The organism is Bacillus sp. S4 (assembly GCF_040838205.1).
Lineage (GTDB): Bacteria > Bacillota > Bacilli > Bacillales > Bacillaceae_G > Bacillus_A > Bacillus_A cereus_U.
Window position 1 is genome coordinate 25,064 of the sequence record NZ_JBFPJI010000012.1, and the last position, 15,225, is coordinate 40,288.

A 15,225-nucleotide genomic window follows, 5' to 3' on the forward strand; every position below is an offset into this window, starting at 1 on the left:
ATTTCATATAAGGTGAAACTTTAATCAGTGGGGGTTTTGTTCATCCCCCACTGATTATTAGCCCGCACCAATCGGGCGTTTACGGGGAGCCCGACTCCCACCTAACTTCTTTGCTCCAGCTGAATTTTGAGGGGGGAGTTTTACTGCCCGGCAAATAGCGGGATAAAGATGCTATCTCCTATGGTGAAATAAGACAAGAAAAAAGTCTAGCGTTATTACCACTAGACTATCTTTGTTTTAAATATTGCCCACGAAACACTTGCATCGTTTCGTCTTGATTTAACATCGTTAACTCTTCTTCCGAAAACTTACCATTTCCTATTTTCACTATATACACATTTACTTTTTTCTTACCCCATTGGCTATAAACATCTTTCACCGTATCATAATATAAATCGAGACGATTTCCTTTTATAGCACCGCCCTTATCAGCTACAACACCATATCCGTAACCTGGCACGAATAGAATTGTCCCAAGCGGGAATACGCGCAAGTCAGCAGCGATTGTGGAATATAAATCCCTTTTTGCTTTAACACCTGAATATGTAATGCCATACTCTGGATGCCCCGGCCTCTTTCCAGTTGACTCTATACCTGATGTATAACCAGTTGCAGTCATTTCTATAACACGATATTTAGACCAGTCATTTGCCTGTTCTAAAGCATTTATCACTTCTTTACTCGGAGCAACTTTTTTCTCAATTTCTGCTGCATGTACTTCTTTTACACTTGTTCCTTCATATGATTTTATAATCTCTAATAAAGAAACTCCTGTGAAAGCCTGCCATGTTACGCATAATGCGAATGCAAGTAAACAAGTCATCATAATGCGAATACAATATCGTTTTAACATTTTTATATTCCACACTCCTTCATCGTTAATCATTCCCTATACGATGAAGGAATATGCAAAAAAATAATCTCCAAATTGATTGGAGATTAAAACATTTGATATCCACTTTTCCGAAGTTTTTTAATTATAATTCCTGCTAAAGCAGCACCTACTAATCCAGTAGATAGAATAAACACATCTGCGTGTCCTAAATGCGATACACTCGTCCCAAATGAAGAAAATGTTTCTTTTGGCTTTGAAAAATAGTCCCATACACTCGCTTTATTAATAATAAGCATACAAATAATCGGATACACAATAACCATTACCCACGTAGCTCGCAAAATCATGTTGAGTAAAAATCCAATTCCAAAAAATAAAATAAAGAACAACATCATTGAAATAAGTAGTACCGGTATACTCACTTCTTCTCCCTCTCCTTCGCATACGCCGTAAACACATGATAAGCCGTATAACCAAATTGCTCTCCTGGATTTAATGTTTTGTCCATTTCAAAATGCGACTCTGCTCTTCCTTCTAATAAATATTTGATGAGTACAGAAGTATTTTGATCATCTGCAATATTTTCTGGATGTAAAAAAGCTACTTCCGACAATTCTTTCTCCTGTACGATAATGTCTTCTCCCTCTGGCTCTAGAAGAAAAATAATCATATTATCACTAATTTCATTATGAATAACACCTGAGCGAATACCAATAATCCCCTTTACATGAGCAACAATTCCTGTTTCTTCCAAAATTTCACGTTTTACAGCTTCATCAACAGTCTCACCTTCATTAACAAAACCAGCAGGTAAAGACCATTGCCCTTTCAATCCACCGTATTTTTTCTTAACGAATAGCCATCTCCCATCTTTTGTAGCTACTAAGCCACTGACAGCTAACCACACTTTCCCTCGCTTCCCCATGATATAACCTCCTCCATCAAACGAACAGAATATTCTTTCTTTTTTATATATTATACTATATTTTCAATACGAAAAAAGCAGAAACAGCTCATAGCCGTTTCTGCTTTTTCTACTATATATTAAAAGAACTTCAATTTACCTTTTTTAAGAACTAATAAAGGTCCGCCTAGTAAGAATAAGTAACGGTTGTCGATTACTTTCTTCATGAATGAAGCTTTCCAACCTGTTAACTTTTTACCCATAACAACGCCCATTGCATCGTCATGACCTAATGAACATACAGATCCTTTATTATCAAATGCGAACTTTTTCATTTCACCTTTACCGCGAACTAACACAGTTAAATTGTGTGCAATGTTATAACCTTCTTGAATTGCAATCTGTGCTGTTGGTGGGTATGGACGGTTAATCTCTTCGTTGATGATTAACGCTGCATCACCAACCATGAATACATCTTCATGACCCGGAGCGTGCATGTACTCATCCACTTTAATACGTCCGCGCATTGCTTCAAATCCAGACTCTTCCACAATACCATTACCACGAACACCTGCAGCCCAAACTACAGTTTCAGATTTAAGAAGTTCAGCATCATCACCGTTGGCAACGATAATACCTTCTTCAGTTGCTTCCTTAATTGCTGTACCGATGCGGAATTCTACACCTTTTTTCTCAAGTTGTTTTACAGCGTACTCTACTAATGCTGGATCGAAACCAGGAAGTGCTGTTGGAGCAGCTTCTACACAGATGATACGTGCTTTTTCACGTGGAACATCGTACTCTTTGCAAAGTTCAGGAATACGGTTTGCAAGCTCACCTACGTACTCGATACCAGTAAATCCAGCACCACCAACAACGATTGTTACTAACTCATCACGTTTTTCAGTCGCATATTGAGCAAACTTTTCTTCCATATGCTCACGAATTTGACGAGTTGCATTAATGTTAGTGATTGAGAATGCATGCTCTTTTAATCCTTTAATTCCGAACGTTTCTGATTCGAAACCAAGACCAATTACTAAGTAATCATACTCTAATTCACCATTTTTTAAGATAATACGTTTTTCAGCAGCTTTAATCTCTACTACTGTATCTTGTACAAAGTTCACTTTATTTGTATCGATAACGTCTTGAATATCTAGACAGATTTTATCATCTTGTAATGTACCAGCTGCACTCTCATGTAACCAAGTTGCTTGGTAGTGATAGCTATTGTTGTTTACTAACGTAATTTCAGCTTCACTTACAGATAATGTTTTTTGCAGACGAACAGTCGTAATCATCCCGCCATAACCTGCACCTAAAACTACGATTTTTGGAGTCTTCACTAAATCACAACCCTTTTCTTTATATAATAGTAATAAAAAATAATACCAAGTACTAAAAACTCTATTTGTCAAGAATGTGGAATTTATCACATTCTATATCATAACAAAACGCAGTCAAAAAATCGTACGAAATTTGTCATAGAAATTTAACATAATACTTCCCTATATTAGTCGGTTTCATTCCATAATTCAAGCACCTAGAGAATTATCAATATTTTAAAATAACATAGCGTTTTCAAGGGTTTTTCAGCCTTTTTTTCATGTATTTTCCTTTCGCTATATTTTATACGATTCTAAAACATCTATGCGCAAACTTACTTATTATTCAGTCGTTTTCAGAAGTATTATTAACTGAAATATGCTATCATTTATTTGAAAGTGTCATCATTTGCAGGATTTTCATGTACATATGAACAATATATGAAATCAATATTAAAATTCCATCATCTATAGGGGGAATGAAAATGACAGAAAATCAAAAGGTTTACGACATAACAATTATTGGTGGTGGCCCAACAGGACTATTCACTGCATTTTATGGCGGAATGAGACAAGCAAGTGTAAAAATTATTGAAAGCTTACCTCAACTTGGCGGGCAATTATCCGCACTATATCCCGAAAAGTATATTTATGATGTAGCTGGATTCCCAAAAGTGCGCGCACAAGAGTTAGTTGATAACTTAAAAGAACAAATGAAAAAGTTCGATCCAACTGTTTGCCTAGAAGAAGCTGTTGATACGCTTGAAAAACAAGCTGACGGTATATTTAAACTTGTTACAAATAAACAAACTCACTACTCTAAATCTGTCATTATTACTGCTGGCAATGGTGCTTTCCAACCACGCCGCTTAGAATTAGAAGGCACAGCAAAATACGAGAAGAAAAACTTACATTATTTCATTGATGATATGAATAAATTTGCTGGAAAACGCGTCGTTGTATTCGGCGGCGGTGACTCAGCAGTAGACTGGACAATGATGTTAGAACCGATTGCAGATAAAGTTACAATTGTTCATCGCCGTGATAAATTCCGTGCACATGAACATAGCGTAGAAAGCTTAATGAATTCCCGTGCAGAAGTAAGCACACCGTATGTTCCAGTTGAACTCATCGGTGATGACACGATTGAACAAGTTGTTCTTCAGCACGTAAAAACAGAAGAAAAAGTTATCCTTGATGTTGATGACGTAATCGTAAACTACGGCTTCGTGTCTTCGCTTGGTCCAATTAAAAACTGGGGCTTAGATATTCAAAAGAACAGCATCCTCGTGAATTCAAAAATGGAAACAAATATTCCTGGCATTTACGCTGCTGGTGACATTTGTACATATGAAGGAAAAGTAAAACTCATTGCTTGTGGCTTTGGTGAAGCACCGACAGCAGTAAACAATGCAAAAGCTTACTTCGATCCAAACGCAAAACTTCAACCAATGCATAGCTCAAGTATGTTTTAATATAGAAATGAAAAGAACTCCTTTTAGATGAGAGGAGTTCTTTTCATACCCTCTTCTTTTCCTAACTAAAATACATTCCAATTTGATAAAAAACACTACTTACTTCCAAAATATGTTACAATAAAAACAGAACGTACGTTTCATTTAATGAAGGGAGGTTTTATTAATGAAAGAACCTATTATCGTAAAAAAAGGAGCTTTCCAAGCAATCGGTGTTTCTATTACAACTACAAACGAAAAAGAAGCATCGACTGAAGGAAGGATTCCAATGCTTTGGAATCGCTACTTCCAAGAACAAATTATGCACCAAATTCCAAATCAACAAACAAAAGAAACATTCGCTTTCTACTCAAACTACGAATCGGATGAAACTGGTACATATCAATTTACTATCGGCATGCCTGTTTCTTCATTAGAAGATGTTCCTGAAAATATGACAACTTTAACATTACCTGCCGCAACGTATGCGGTATTTACAACGAGAAAAGGTCCTGTTTCTGAAGTCATTTGTGAAACTTGGGAATATATTTGGCAATGGTCGAAAGAAAACAAGCGTGCTTTTACAACAGATTTTGAGCTTTATGACGAAAATGCAGTAGATCCAACTAACGTACAAGTGGATATTTATATTGCATTAGCCTAAAACATAAAAAAGAAGATGCCCTTGGTATCTTCTTTTTTTGTCGTGAAATAGCCACTGTGCAAATTCATTATTATTGTCTACAATGAGAAAGTGCAGTATAGAACTATTAGAAACTGTATAAAGTGAAACTATACTCAGTGGGGGTTTTGTTCATCCCCCACTGAGTATTAGCCCTCACCAATCGGGCGTTTACGGGCAGTTGGTCTCCCACCTAACTTCTTTGCTCGAGCCAAATTTTGAGGTGGGAGTTTTACTGCCCGTTAACGCGGGGTAAAACGATTGTTAATAGGTTTTTCAGTCTAAAATCGGTACATAGAAAGGAAGCACTATGGAGGAACTACAACAAAATAAATCTGCTTTAGAAGGAAGCGGAAAACCGTTATTAAAAAATACGAACTTCCTTTTTCTTTGGGCAGCTACTCTCTTTTCAAGTTTTGCTTTAGCCTTTTTTACTTTTTCACAAACATGGTACATAGCAAAAACATTAAACCTTGAGGCTTCACTCGGTATTGTTTTCGTGGCTCTTAGTGTTCCAAGGCTCATCTTTATGATTATCGGCGGAGCATTAGCTGATAAATTCCCGAAAAAAAATATTATGTTTTACTCTAATATTATTCGCGCTATTCTTGTCGCAACTATTCTCACCTGGTTCATCGTCGGTGATGTAACACTATATACATTTGCTTTGTTCGCTTTGTTCTTCGGACTTGCTGACGCTTTCTTCTGGTCAGCAGATGGATCTATTCTGCCTGAACTTGTAGAAAAAAGCCGTTTAACACAAGCAAATTCACTTACTCAAATGACAAACCAAGCATCTGTCATTTTAGGACCTGTACTTGGCGGTATTCTCATTAAATTTACGAACTATGAAACAATTTTTTCAATTACAATCCTGCTACTCATTATCGCTGCGATACTCGTTCAAAAAATACAATTTACAGTACCCGAAAAAAATGAAACAGATAAAGGCATGTTTACTTCTATTAAAGAGGGAATTTCATATGTAAAAGAATCACCATTTCTTTCAACTTTCCTCATATGTAGCGCCTTTTTAAACTTATTTTTAATCGGCCCAATGCAAGTAGGCTTCCCGCTCTTCGTCAAAAACGTTCTGCACGGTGATTCACTTCAGTTTAGTTACTTAGAAGCGTCTGTTGGCGGCGGGATGGCGATAGGAGCTGTCATTGTCGGATTAAAAAACATTAACCGCAGACGTGGTCTATTTTGTATTATCATGATGCTACTGTCTGGTATATTCTTCCTAGCCATTAACTTTAGCACCGTACTTTGGCAAGCATTATTAGCCGGAATGTTTTACGGTATTACAATTGCGATGGCTATCGTTCCACTTATGGCAATGATTCAATCAACAGTAAAAGAAGAGATGATGGGACGCGTTATGAGTTTACTCATGCTTTCATCGATGGGATTCATTCCGCTCTCTTACGCATTTACATCGCTTGCACTTGGGATCGGCATTCCAATTGTAACGGTTATGAAAAGCGGTGCAATCGCTGTTATCGTCTTTGTACTATTTGTAGCAATTCGTGTTCCAGTTGTAAGAAAGTTCGATTAGCTACTTAGAGTCATGTATTATACGCATGACTCTTTTTTAAATGGATCGAATAACGGTATTCCCTTACTTCTCCTTAATGCCGCTCCCCACTCTAATCCAATTTCTAAAAATAAATCTCGCATCGTACTATACAACAGTGCTCCAACATCTTTACGAATTTCTCCGTACTTATACGCTCTCACAACACTTTTCACCCTCCAAATTAAATTTCCACGCACTTCTTCATCAGCTAATATTCCCTCTAATACAGCACCTTGTTCTAGTAATCCGCTCTTTTTATAAGCAAGTTCCACCTTACTCCAAAATATATTAATCTTCTTCGGATTACTCGTCATTGGTATGAGCGCGTATATAAAAGGCTTCGGTATATCGTGACGACAATACGTTTCATCAAGCTCGTACGTTACTTTTCTTTTCTCTTTTATTTGTGGAATGTTTTTAGAAAGAATTGTTTCCCCCTCATTTTTTTGCTCATTTCCACTACAGCCATCTGCACGATCATCACTTTCACATGCGGACATCTTCATACGGTCATCCATGCGGTCAATCGCAGATTTAAGAAATACATATAAGTTTGCACTATATCCGCCGCGCTTATATCTTTCTTTTGTCGCAACACGCTTTATAATTCCAAGCTCCTCTAACTTCGCAATCGAGCGGCGTACCGTACGAATACTCTTTCCAACATTTGTAGCAATTGTCTCCATTAACGGACAAGCAACCCCCACTGTTTTTTGTTTCTCATTCACCGCATACTTTCCTAAAAAATGAATAATGATAGAATCCGTTTTATTCAATTGAAATCGATAGCACTTCAAAACTTGTTTTTGATATACATTAAACTCTTCTTTACTTCGAAATTCACTATATGGTTTCATTAAATTATATAAGCTTCCCATTTTTATCACCTCATTTATAGGTAAGAGTCAGGAAGAGCAATTGGCGTGATATTTAATATTTTTTATTGGAGATGAAAATATGATTGTAATTAGCGCTTGTTTAGGTGGCATTGCTTGTCGTTATGACGGCAACGATAATCTCGTTTCAAAAATAGAAGAGTTATTACAAAGGGAAGACACCACCCTCGTTTGCCCCGAAGTATTGGGCGGTTTACCTACACCTCGTCCTTCGGCTGAAATTATTGGTGGTAATGGTGATGACGTTTTAGACGGGACAGCAAAAGTGATAACGAAAGAAGGCCAAGATGTCACGGAGGCTTTCGTGCTTGGTGCTTATAAAGCATTAGAACAAATAAAAGGTTTAAACCCAGAATATATTATTTTAAAAGAACGCAGTCCATCTTGTGGCAGTTCTACTATTTACACAGGAGAATTTAATGGCAATAAACAAATCGGTTACGGGGTCACAACGGCTTTATTTAAAAGACATGGATTTATAGTCATTTCAGAAGAGGATTTTGAGAACGAAAAAAGGAATTGACCCTGTTCGTCAATTCCTTTTCCATCTGTCTTATTTCACACCTAATTTTTCTTTCACTTTCGCAGGAAGTTCGTCCTTCTTCACTTCTTCCCAAGCTGTTACACCTTTTTTATCTGAGTGGAATACGCGTAAGAATGCTTCTTTACGAAGGTTTTTCGCAGCGGTAAATTCCATTTCTTTTTCTTTACCATCCTTATCAAATGCAGGTAACTTATACTCGAATGATTTGTACGGCTGACCATTATCAGCTTTTTCATTCTTTTCGATTCCATCAGTAGTAATTTGAACGTAGTACTCATCTTTACCCATACGGTTTAAATCACAGCCAACTAACAAACTTGCGAATACAACTAAAATACTAAAAAGTGCAATATATCTTTTCATTTCCTTCACCTCATGTGTTTTTCTTATATTGTTATCTTAAAGCCTAAGCTTTAAAGAAGAAATTCAAAAACATGACATGAACATTACACTTTTGTAAGATAGTAAAAATCCGTATGTACAACCGTTCAAATATAATTATTTCTTCACTCTAGAAATTGGCCTTCCCCTTCATGTATCCTCTTTAGCCTTCTTCTTGCATATATTCACTATCTTTGTCCTGCTCTTTTTCTTTTTAAAGGCAAAAGAAAAGACCTTCTAACGATTTGATTTCATCGCTAAGAAGGTCTTTATATGCAACCTACCCATTCAATTTCCATTTAGCATAACGGAATGAAAAAACTTAGCACTCTTCCGGCTTACCAGCATTCGACGATGTACGGAAAGATGATCCGCATCCACATGATGCAATTGCGTTTGGATTATCAATTGTGAATCCGCCGCCAAGCATAGATTGTTTATAGTCAACTTTCACTCCCTTTACAATCGGAGCACTTTCTTTATCGATAACAAATTCAACACCGAAAAACTCAAGAACTGTGTCGTCTTCCTTTGGTTCTACTTCAAATCCTAAGCCGTAAGAAAGACCACTACATCCGCCGCCATGTACAGCAAGGCGTACGTACTTCTCTCCATCTTCAGCATCTTTTAACATATCTTTAATTTGAAAAGCTGCTTGTTCTGTTACTTCAATCATGAAATACACCATCCTTTCTGTTCTCATTCTATTATACATCTTTACGCTTCTATCTTGTACTCATACACTCCGCGGCAAATTATTTCCGCAGGTCCTTTCATTAATACATTTCCTTCTTCTGTCCATGCGATCATTAAGTCGCCGCCTGCTAAGTGAACTGTAATTTCTTTATCGTGTTCCATTTTTCCATTTAGAATTGCCGCAACGACAGCTGCGCATGCTCCTGTCCCGCAAGCTTGTGTTACACCAGATCCACGTTCCCAAACGCGGAAATTCATCTCTTCATCATTCAAAATCTCGATGAATTCAACATTCACTCGCTCTGGGAACATTTCATGCGTCTCAAGAACTGGTCCTAACGTTGTAAGGGGCGCTTTTTCTACATCATCAACAAAAATAACCGCGTGCGGATTCCCCATTGAAACAGCTGTAAATGCATAACGGTGATTATTGTATAAGAAGTTTTCACGAATAAATGGTGTTTCTCCTTCACCAAGCATCGGTATCTCTTCACGTGTTAAACGAGGTGCCCCCATGTCGATTTTCGCTAATGTAACTTTGTCATCTTCTACCGTTACTTCTGCCGTAACAATACCAGCTAACGTTTCAATTGTGAAAACTTTACCTTCTACTAGTTTATGCTCATACGCATATTTCGCTACGCAGCGTAAACCATTTCCACAGCTCTTTCCTTCTGAACCATCGTTATTAAACATGCGCATTTTTACCGGTGCCACGTCAGAAGGACAAATTAAAATCATTCCATCTGCACCAATACCAGTATTAATATTTGAAACCTTCTCCGCTACAAGTGCTAAATCTTCTTCTCTAATTTGTTCCTCAAACATATTTACATATATATAACTATTTCCAAGACCATGCATTTTTGTAAAAGAAAATTGGCTCATTTTTATTCACTCCAAAAATAATTTATTATTTCAAGTATAAAATGCATGCTTTTAGAACACAATACGAATGTCCCCCCTTTCTCATATTTGACAGTATTTTGGCAATAAGCCGTTCTTACACAAATCGCGTAAGAAAAAAGCCCTTCTAAAAGGGCCTTTTTTTTCGAAATAAACACTCCTAATAAATGAAAAAAGAAAAACGTTGCCTGTTTGCAACGCTTTAAAACATTGGATTTTCATCCATATAATCATATACATTATTTACAAGTTCTTCTACTGTTGCACCTTGTACAACTTCACCATTTACAAGTGCAAATGGACCTTCAAAACAAATGCCACAATACCCTAAACACCCATATTCCATGACATCTAAATTAGGATCTTTTTCTAATTTTTCTAAAGCCGCTTGCGAACCGCTTGCAAGGTTACCTACACAAAATTCGATTAATGGTTTAATCAAAACTCTCCCCCCTGTATCTCTAAACAAATTACCATTTACTTTAGCAGGCATGAAATGCATACCTAATTTGCGAAACGGATAAGTAACCCTTTGTTACCATTCCACTTTATTTATAAGAAGAAAACTAAGCTGTTTCTTGTTGTTTTCGTTATATATTCTAAACTATTTAGTTACTTCACTATTTCACTTCACAATAGATAGTCTTCCTTATATAACATACTACTCATAATGAAATAGTAAATAGTAACTAGAAAATGAAAACAGTTTACTTTACTTTTCTTCTTATTGTACAACAGAGTATTCATTCATGCATTGTTATTTGTTCACAAATTCGATATAATTTGATTGTGTAAAGTCAAAATATTTTATTAATATAAAATTGTATGATTAGGGGATATTTCAACAGAAAAGGGGTAATCCATCATGAAACACCTCGTAATACTGGGTGGGGGCTACGGTGGAATGAGAATTCTGCAGCGGCTACTTCCAAGCAATCAACTTCCAAATGATGTACAAGTGACATTAATCGACAAAGTACCATATCATTGCTTCAAAACTGAATATTATGCATTAGTTGCGGGTACAATTTCAGAAACGCATATTCGTATACCGTTTCCTGAACACCCACGCCTCAATATTCAATACGGCACAATAACAAATATTGATCTCGAAGAAAAGGCTGTTCATCTCGATGGCGGCGAAGCAATCCCATATGATGATTTAATTATCGGACTTGGGTGCGAAGATAAATATCACAACGTTCCTGGGGCGCAGGAATATACACATAGCCTACAATCAATTGAACAAACACGTAAGACATATGAACAATTAAATAGCTTAGAACCAAATGCAACAGTAGCTGTCGTTGGGGCTGGTTTAAGCGGCGTTGAAGTGGCAAGTGAACTTCGTGAGAGCCGTTCAGATTTAAAAATCTATTTATTTGATCGAAAAGATAGAATTTTATTCCCGTATCCAGAGAAATTAAGTAGATACGTAGAAGAATGGTTTGTAAAACATAAAGTTACCATTATACGAAATTCTAACATTACAAAAGTGGAACCAAACATTGTATACAACCATGATGAACCACTTGAATGTGATGCAATCGTATGGACAGCTGGTATTCAAGCAAATGAAGTTGTTCGAAACCTTCCAGTTGAACAAGATGGTAGCGGACGGGTTGTTTTAACTAAATATCACAATATTCCGAATAACGAGCACGTTTATGTTGTAGGAGATTGTGCAGCACTTCCACACGCACCATCTGCTCAACTTGCTGAAGGTCAAGGAGAACAAATTGTCCAAATATTATTAAAACGTTGGAATAACGAACCACTTCCTGATGAACTTCCTGTTATTAAATTAAAAGGTGTCCTCGGTTCTCTCGGTAAAAAACACGGATTTGGTTTACTAGCAAACCAACCATTAATGGGGCGTGTACCGAGATTATTAAAATCCGGTCTTCTTTGGATGTACAAATATCATAAGGGTTAATACTTTAAGGGCTGTCTACTATGTAGTCAGCCTTTTCACGTCTATTTAGAAAGGAGCAATTTATGTTTATATTAAAAGACATCAAATATAAAGATATTCTACACATTCCTTACTTACAAATTCAACAAGAAAAAATAACTTGTATTATCGGTGAAAGTGGTAGCGGAAAAAGCACATTACTTCGTATGTTAAACGATTTACAATCGCCAACATCTGGCACAATTGAATATAACGGAAAATCTATTTTAGATTATCCTCCCATTCAATTACGCCGTGAAGTTGTCATGCTCGGACAAACTCCGCCTATTTTTGATGGAACAATTAAAGATAATTTATTAATGGGACTTCGATTTTCTGAAAAGCCATTTCCAAATGACGATGCCCTGCGGGACGCATTAACGACTGTTAGTCTAGATAAAAAATTAGAAGATAACGCCTCTTCTTTATCAGGTGGCGAAAAACAAAGACTTGCTTTCGCTCGCATTATACTAATGGATCCGCCCGTCTATTTATTAGATGAACCAACTTCGGCACTAGATGGTGATACAGAACGCCGCGTTATGAAACAATTCACTCTACTAGCAAGAGAAAAGAAAAAAACAGTTATCTTCATTACACACTCACAGCAACTTCCGGAAGAAATTGCAGACGATATTATTGAAATTAGTAAAACAAACGGTGCAACTAGAAAGGAAGTGCTATCAATTGAAGGGCGTTATTGAATTACAAATTTGGCAACTTGCAGCTGCATATATTTTCATCCTTATTTTAATCGGGCTTGTGAAATTAAAAGGAATACCACGTGAGAAACAAATTACAATTGCTACATTACGTATGACGATTCAACTTGTACTAGTCGCCTATGTTCTTACATACATATTTGAAAATAGTAATCCGTTTTATACAATAGCTCTCATTACTTCTATTACTACATTTGCAATTTTTAATATTTATAAACGAATTAATATTCCAATGTCAAAAGAATTAAAACGAGTAGCCGCCCTCTCCATGATTGCTGGGTCAATTGGCCCTCTTCTACTATTTATCTTTGTCATTATCGGGCACGATCCTTGGTATGCTCCGCAGTATATCGTTCCTATTGCCGGCATGCTAATCGGTAACGCTATGACAGGTATTTGCCTCGGGGCAAATACCTTTTTAAGCAGTATGAAATCACAAAGAGATCATATCGAAGGTGCACTTATGCTCGGCGCAACACCGAAAGAAGCAGCTGCTCCGCTCATTCGGGATGCTTTCGATTCTGCTATTTTACCAACAATTAATTCTATGGTCGGAATGGGAATTATAAGTCTTCCCGGCATGATGACAGGACAAATTTTATCCGGTGTATCACCATTTACAGCTATTCAATATCAAATTGCGATTATACTTGGCATTTCTGGAAGTACAGCTTTCTCTGTTATTATCTTCTTACAGCTTGGGTATAAAACGTTCTTTAATAAAAGGTGTCAGTTGAAAGAAGTGGACTATGATGCGCGGTGAATAATGCATCGGTCACAGTAAATGAAATTATATCAACGATTCTATTAGAAATATCGATTTACCGACAAAAACTGACAATAAAAAAAGAGGAGGCTACTCGCCTCCTCTTTTTATTTACTTACGCCTTCTTAACGAACTGTGATTTTAACTTCATAGCTCCGAAACCGTCGATTTTGCAATCAATATCGTGATCTCCCTCAACTAGACGGATACTCTTTACTTTCGTACCAATCTTCACAACTGAAGAAGTTCCTTTTACTTTTAAATCTTTAATTACAGTAACAGCATCGCCATCTTGAAGAACGTTTCCGTTCGCATCTTTTACAACTTTTGCACCATCATTATTTTCAGCTTCCGCTTCTTGGCCCCACTCATGGGCACATTCTGGACATACGAAAAGAGCGCCATCCTCATACGTATATTCTGAATTACATTTTGGACAATTTGGTAAAGTAGCCATAAATTCATTTCCTCCGTTCATTATTTATACGTAAAAATCACTTCTGATGTTTACATGTCGATAAATAAAATTTGTATAGCATTTCTTTATACTGCCATAGTCTCACGTTATTGACAAGCCTACCTCAAATTCTCATTTTTTATTGTATTTTACAAAATTTTAATTAGTATGCCGCTCCCAATAAACAAAAGAAGAACCTTTACAAGATTCTTCCTTTCCAAATAAACGAGTTTCTCTCTAGAAAAACCACATATTTTCTTCAACGTAAATTTGATACTCTTCTGCTTCTTCTTCACTTAACTTTTTATTATTTAAATAAATTTCTTGCCATTCAAAGTAATCATCATTTAAATATACAGCGAATTTAATTTTCACATTTTTCTTTTCTTCATAATCATAACCAGTAAATTCTACTACGTCATAATCTTTTTCTTTTTTAACGTACTTCCAATTTGGTTTGTCTGTGATAGACTCTAAAGCCTCTCCTTCAAGACTTAAGCGAACAACGTTTTTAATATTAGATTCAGTCGGTAAATGTGCTAAACCGAAACTTATCACGCCAAATACCGCAATTACTATTGCTTGTAAACCAATCATAAGCCCGATATGAGCGCCGCCTTTTGATTGTAAATAATACTCTTTCTTATAATCAGGCACATCTTCTGCCTTATGTAAAATACGGATAACATGCTTATAATACAATCGATTCCCTTGCCATCCAGTAAACAGCATCGTCCCCACATATATTATAAAATCTATCCACATTGGTATATCAATAAAAGTAGCTGTAATTAAAGTAGGTACCGCTAATAACGTAAGTATAATAAATAACTGATACATTTTACGATAAGCTAACCAAAAGTGCGGGAAGATAAATGCTACCCAATTCCACGTATTTTCTTTCTCGGGATTGTTCACTTGTCCCCACTTAAAATCGTAATATGCTGTATTCTTTTGAACACCTTTATGTAGTTCTTGCTGGGAGATGGTTTCTTGTAAAACAGTTTCCTTCACGTACATCATCCTTCTCTTATTTCGATATAATTTTATTGTATATGCACAAATCGAAGGAATCTAACAAAAAGTACATATATTTCACAAAAATGAACGGAAATCGAATA

At 36.4% G+C, this 15,225-nt stretch carries 18 protein-coding genes; 7 read left to right on the forward strand and 11 right to left on the reverse strand.

Annotated features, from left to right (window positions below):
* Positions 1 to 226: 226 nt before the first annotated feature.
* The 4 genes from AB3X48_RS03395 to AB3X48_RS03410 form a co-directional block, all read right to left on the reverse strand.
* Positions 227 to 853 (reverse strand): 3D domain-containing protein, encoded by a 627-nt coding sequence (locus AB3X48_RS03395; protein ID WP_002089307.1) that lies wholly within the window; start codon positions 851 to 853, stop codon positions 227 to 229.
* An 86-nt stretch (positions 854 to 939) separates the two neighbouring features.
* On the reverse strand, positions 940 to 1,257 hold the full coding sequence (locus AB3X48_RS03400) for a YuiB family protein (protein ID WP_002089308.1): 318 nt from the start codon (positions 1,255 to 1,257) through the stop codon (positions 940 to 942).
* Positions 1,254 to 1,760, reverse strand: a complete 507-nt coding sequence (locus tag AB3X48_RS03405; protein WP_078181316.1) for an NUDIX hydrolase — start codon at positions 1,758 to 1,760, stop codon at positions 1,254 to 1,256. The genes AB3X48_RS03400 and AB3X48_RS03405 overlap by 4 nt, the downstream gene beginning before the upstream one ends.
* A 119-nt stretch (positions 1,761 to 1,879) precedes the next feature.
* On the reverse strand, positions 1,880 to 3,088 hold the full coding sequence (locus AB3X48_RS03410) for an NAD(P)/FAD-dependent oxidoreductase (RefSeq protein ID WP_002112603.1): 1,209 nt from the start codon (positions 3,086 to 3,088) through the stop codon (positions 1,880 to 1,882).
* 464 nt (positions 3,089 to 3,552) lie between these two features.
* On the opposite strand from AB3X48_RS03410, the gene AB3X48_RS03415 reads away from it, so the two are divergent.
* The 3 genes from AB3X48_RS03415 (at position 3,553) to AB3X48_RS03425 (ending at position 6,761) form a co-directional block, all read left to right on the forward strand.
* On the forward strand, positions 3,553 to 4,542 hold the full coding sequence (locus AB3X48_RS03415; RefSeq protein WP_016106510.1) for an NAD(P)/FAD-dependent oxidoreductase: 990 nt from the start codon (positions 3,553 to 3,555) through the stop codon (positions 4,540 to 4,542).
* Positions 4,543 to 4,708: 166 nt separating this feature from the next.
* Positions 4,709 to 5,185, forward strand: coding sequence for a GyrI-like domain-containing protein (locus tag AB3X48_RS03420; RefSeq protein WP_016106511.1), 477 nt, complete (start codon positions 4,709 to 4,711; stop codon positions 5,183 to 5,185).
* Positions 5,186 to 5,513: 328 nt separating this feature from the next.
* Positions 5,514 to 6,761 (forward strand): MFS transporter, encoded by a 1,248-nt coding sequence (locus tag AB3X48_RS03425; RefSeq protein ID WP_078173464.1) that lies wholly within the window; start codon positions 5,514 to 5,516, stop codon positions 6,759 to 6,761.
* Between the two features lie 17 nt (positions 6,762 to 6,778).
* On the opposite strand, the gene AB3X48_RS03430 is transcribed toward AB3X48_RS03425, so the two are convergent.
* Entirely contained in the window at positions 6,779 to 7,660 is an 882-nt protein-coding gene (locus AB3X48_RS03430; protein ID WP_088099642.1) for a helix-turn-helix domain-containing protein, read from the reverse strand.
* A 79-nt stretch (positions 7,661 to 7,739) separates the two neighbouring features.
* Between AB3X48_RS03430 and AB3X48_RS03435 the strand changes: the two genes are divergently transcribed.
* Positions 7,740 to 8,201: a 2-thiouracil desulfurase family protein gene (locus AB3X48_RS03435; protein WP_016106513.1), complete on the forward strand. Its 462-nt coding sequence runs from the start codon at positions 7,740 to 7,742 to the stop codon at positions 8,199 to 8,201.
* Between the two features lie 30 nt (positions 8,202 to 8,231).
* Here AB3X48_RS03435 and AB3X48_RS03440 read toward each other — a convergent pair whose 3' ends face one another.
* The 4 genes from AB3X48_RS03440 to AB3X48_RS03455 all read right to left on the reverse strand — a co-directional run bounded on the left by AB3X48_RS03440 (position 8,232) and on the right by AB3X48_RS03455 (position 10,647).
* Positions 8,232 to 8,585, reverse strand: coding sequence for a YxeA family protein (locus AB3X48_RS03440; protein ID WP_016106514.1), 354 nt, complete (start codon positions 8,583 to 8,585; stop codon positions 8,232 to 8,234).
* Between the two features lie 340 nt (positions 8,586 to 8,925).
* A complete protein-coding gene (locus tag AB3X48_RS03445) occupies positions 8,926 to 9,279 on the reverse strand; it encodes a HesB/IscA family protein (RefSeq protein WP_016106515.1) in 354 nt (117 codons plus the stop codon).
* Positions 9,280 to 9,320: 41 nt separating this feature from the next.
* The gene (dapF, locus tag AB3X48_RS03450; protein WP_002145090.1) at positions 9,321 to 10,187 is read right to left on the reverse strand and encodes a diaminopimelate epimerase; all 867 of its coding nucleotides are present in this window, start codon (positions 10,185 to 10,187) and stop codon (positions 9,321 to 9,323) included.
* Between the two features lie 220 nt (positions 10,188 to 10,407).
* Positions 10,408 to 10,647 (reverse strand): YuzB family protein, encoded by a 240-nt coding sequence (locus tag AB3X48_RS03455; protein ID WP_002015892.1) that lies wholly within the window; start codon positions 10,645 to 10,647, stop codon positions 10,408 to 10,410.
* 423 nt (positions 10,648 to 11,070) lie between these two features.
* On the opposite strand from AB3X48_RS03455, the gene AB3X48_RS03460 reads away from it, so the two are divergent.
* The 3 genes from AB3X48_RS03460 to AB3X48_RS03470 all read left to right on the forward strand — a co-directional run bounded on the left by AB3X48_RS03460 (position 11,071) and on the right by AB3X48_RS03470 (position 13,644).
* Entirely contained in the window at positions 11,071 to 12,141 is a 1,071-nt protein-coding gene (locus tag AB3X48_RS03460) for an NAD(P)/FAD-dependent oxidoreductase (RefSeq protein WP_002112618.1), read from the forward strand.
* 62 nt (positions 12,142 to 12,203) lie between these two features.
* The gene (locus tag AB3X48_RS03465; RefSeq protein WP_002112619.1) at positions 12,204 to 12,863 is read left to right on the forward strand and encodes an ABC transporter ATP-binding protein; all 660 of its coding nucleotides are present in this window, start codon (positions 12,204 to 12,206) and stop codon (positions 12,861 to 12,863) included.
* Entirely contained in the window at positions 12,847 to 13,644 is a 798-nt protein-coding gene (locus AB3X48_RS03470) for an ABC transporter permease (RefSeq protein WP_002160020.1), read from the forward strand. Before AB3X48_RS03465 ends, AB3X48_RS03470 begins: the two co-directional genes overlap by 17 nt.
* A gap of 118 nt (positions 13,645 to 13,762) precedes the next feature.
* On the opposite strand, the gene phnA is transcribed toward AB3X48_RS03470, so the two are convergent.
* Both phnA and AB3X48_RS03480 read right to left on the reverse strand, forming a co-directional pair.
* Entirely contained in the window at positions 13,763 to 14,104 is a 342-nt protein-coding gene (gene phnA, locus AB3X48_RS03475) for an alkylphosphonate utilization operon protein PhnA (RefSeq protein WP_002112620.1), read from the reverse strand.
* Positions 14,105 to 14,341: 237 nt separating this feature from the next.
* Positions 14,342 to 15,127 carry a DUF2628 domain-containing protein gene (locus AB3X48_RS03480; protein WP_165762453.1) on the reverse strand — a complete coding sequence of 262 codons (786 nt, stop codon included), beginning with the start codon at positions 15,125 to 15,127 and terminating at the stop codon, positions 14,342 to 14,344.
* Positions 15,128 to 15,225 lie beyond the last annotated feature (98 nt).

What these genes read in the sequence shown, in the direction of transcription:
- AB3X48_RS03445 (WP_016106515.1), bottom strand. Translation starts at nt 9,279, where the DNA reads ATGATTGAAGTAACAGAACAAGCAGCTTTTCAAATTAAAGATATGTTA.
- AB3X48_RS03440 (WP_016106514.1), bottom strand. Translation starts at nt 8,585, where the DNA reads ATGAAAAGATATATTGCACTTTTTAGTATTTTAGTTGTATTCGCAAGT.
- AB3X48_RS03425 (WP_078173464.1), top strand. Translation starts at nt 5,514, where the DNA reads ATGGAGGAACTACAACAAAATAAATCTGCTTTAGAAGGAAGCGGAAAA.
- AB3X48_RS03460 (WP_002112618.1), top strand. Translation starts at nt 11,071, where the DNA reads ATGAAACACCTCGTAATACTGGGTGGGGGCTACGGTGGAATGAGAATT.
- AB3X48_RS03420 (WP_016106511.1), top strand. Translation starts at nt 4,709, where the DNA reads ATGAAAGAACCTATTATCGTAAAAAAAGGAGCTTTCCAAGCAATCGGT.
- AB3X48_RS03415 (WP_016106510.1), top strand. Translation starts at nt 3,553, where the DNA reads ATGACAGAAAATCAAAAGGTTTACGACATAACAATTATTGGTGGTGGC.
- AB3X48_RS03395 (WP_002089307.1), bottom strand. Translation starts at nt 853, where the DNA reads ATGTTAAAACGATATTGTATTCGCATTATGATGACTTGTTTACTTGCA.
- AB3X48_RS03465 (WP_002112619.1), top strand. Translation starts at nt 12,204, where the DNA reads ATGTTTATATTAAAAGACATCAAATATAAAGATATTCTACACATTCCT.
- dapF (WP_002145090.1), bottom strand. Translation starts at nt 10,187, where the DNA reads ATGAGCCAATTTTCTTTTACAAAAATGCATGGTCTTGGAAATAGTTAT.
- AB3X48_RS03430 (WP_088099642.1), bottom strand. Translation starts at nt 7,660, where the DNA reads ATGGGAAGCTTATATAATTTAATGAAACCATATAGTGAATTTCGAAGT.
- AB3X48_RS03435 (WP_016106513.1), top strand. Translation starts at nt 7,740, where the DNA reads ATGATTGTAATTAGCGCTTGTTTAGGTGGCATTGCTTGTCGTTATGAC.
- phnA (WP_002112620.1), bottom strand. Translation starts at nt 14,104, where the DNA reads ATGGCTACTTTACCAAATTGTCCAAAATGTAATTCAGAATATACGTAT.
- AB3X48_RS03480 (WP_165762453.1), bottom strand. Translation starts at nt 15,127, where the DNA reads ATGATGTACGTGAAGGAAACTGTTTTACAAGAAACCATCTCCCAGCAA.
- AB3X48_RS03405 (WP_078181316.1), bottom strand. Translation starts at nt 1,760, where the DNA reads ATGGGGAAGCGAGGGAAAGTGTGGTTAGCTGTCAGTGGCTTAGTAGCT.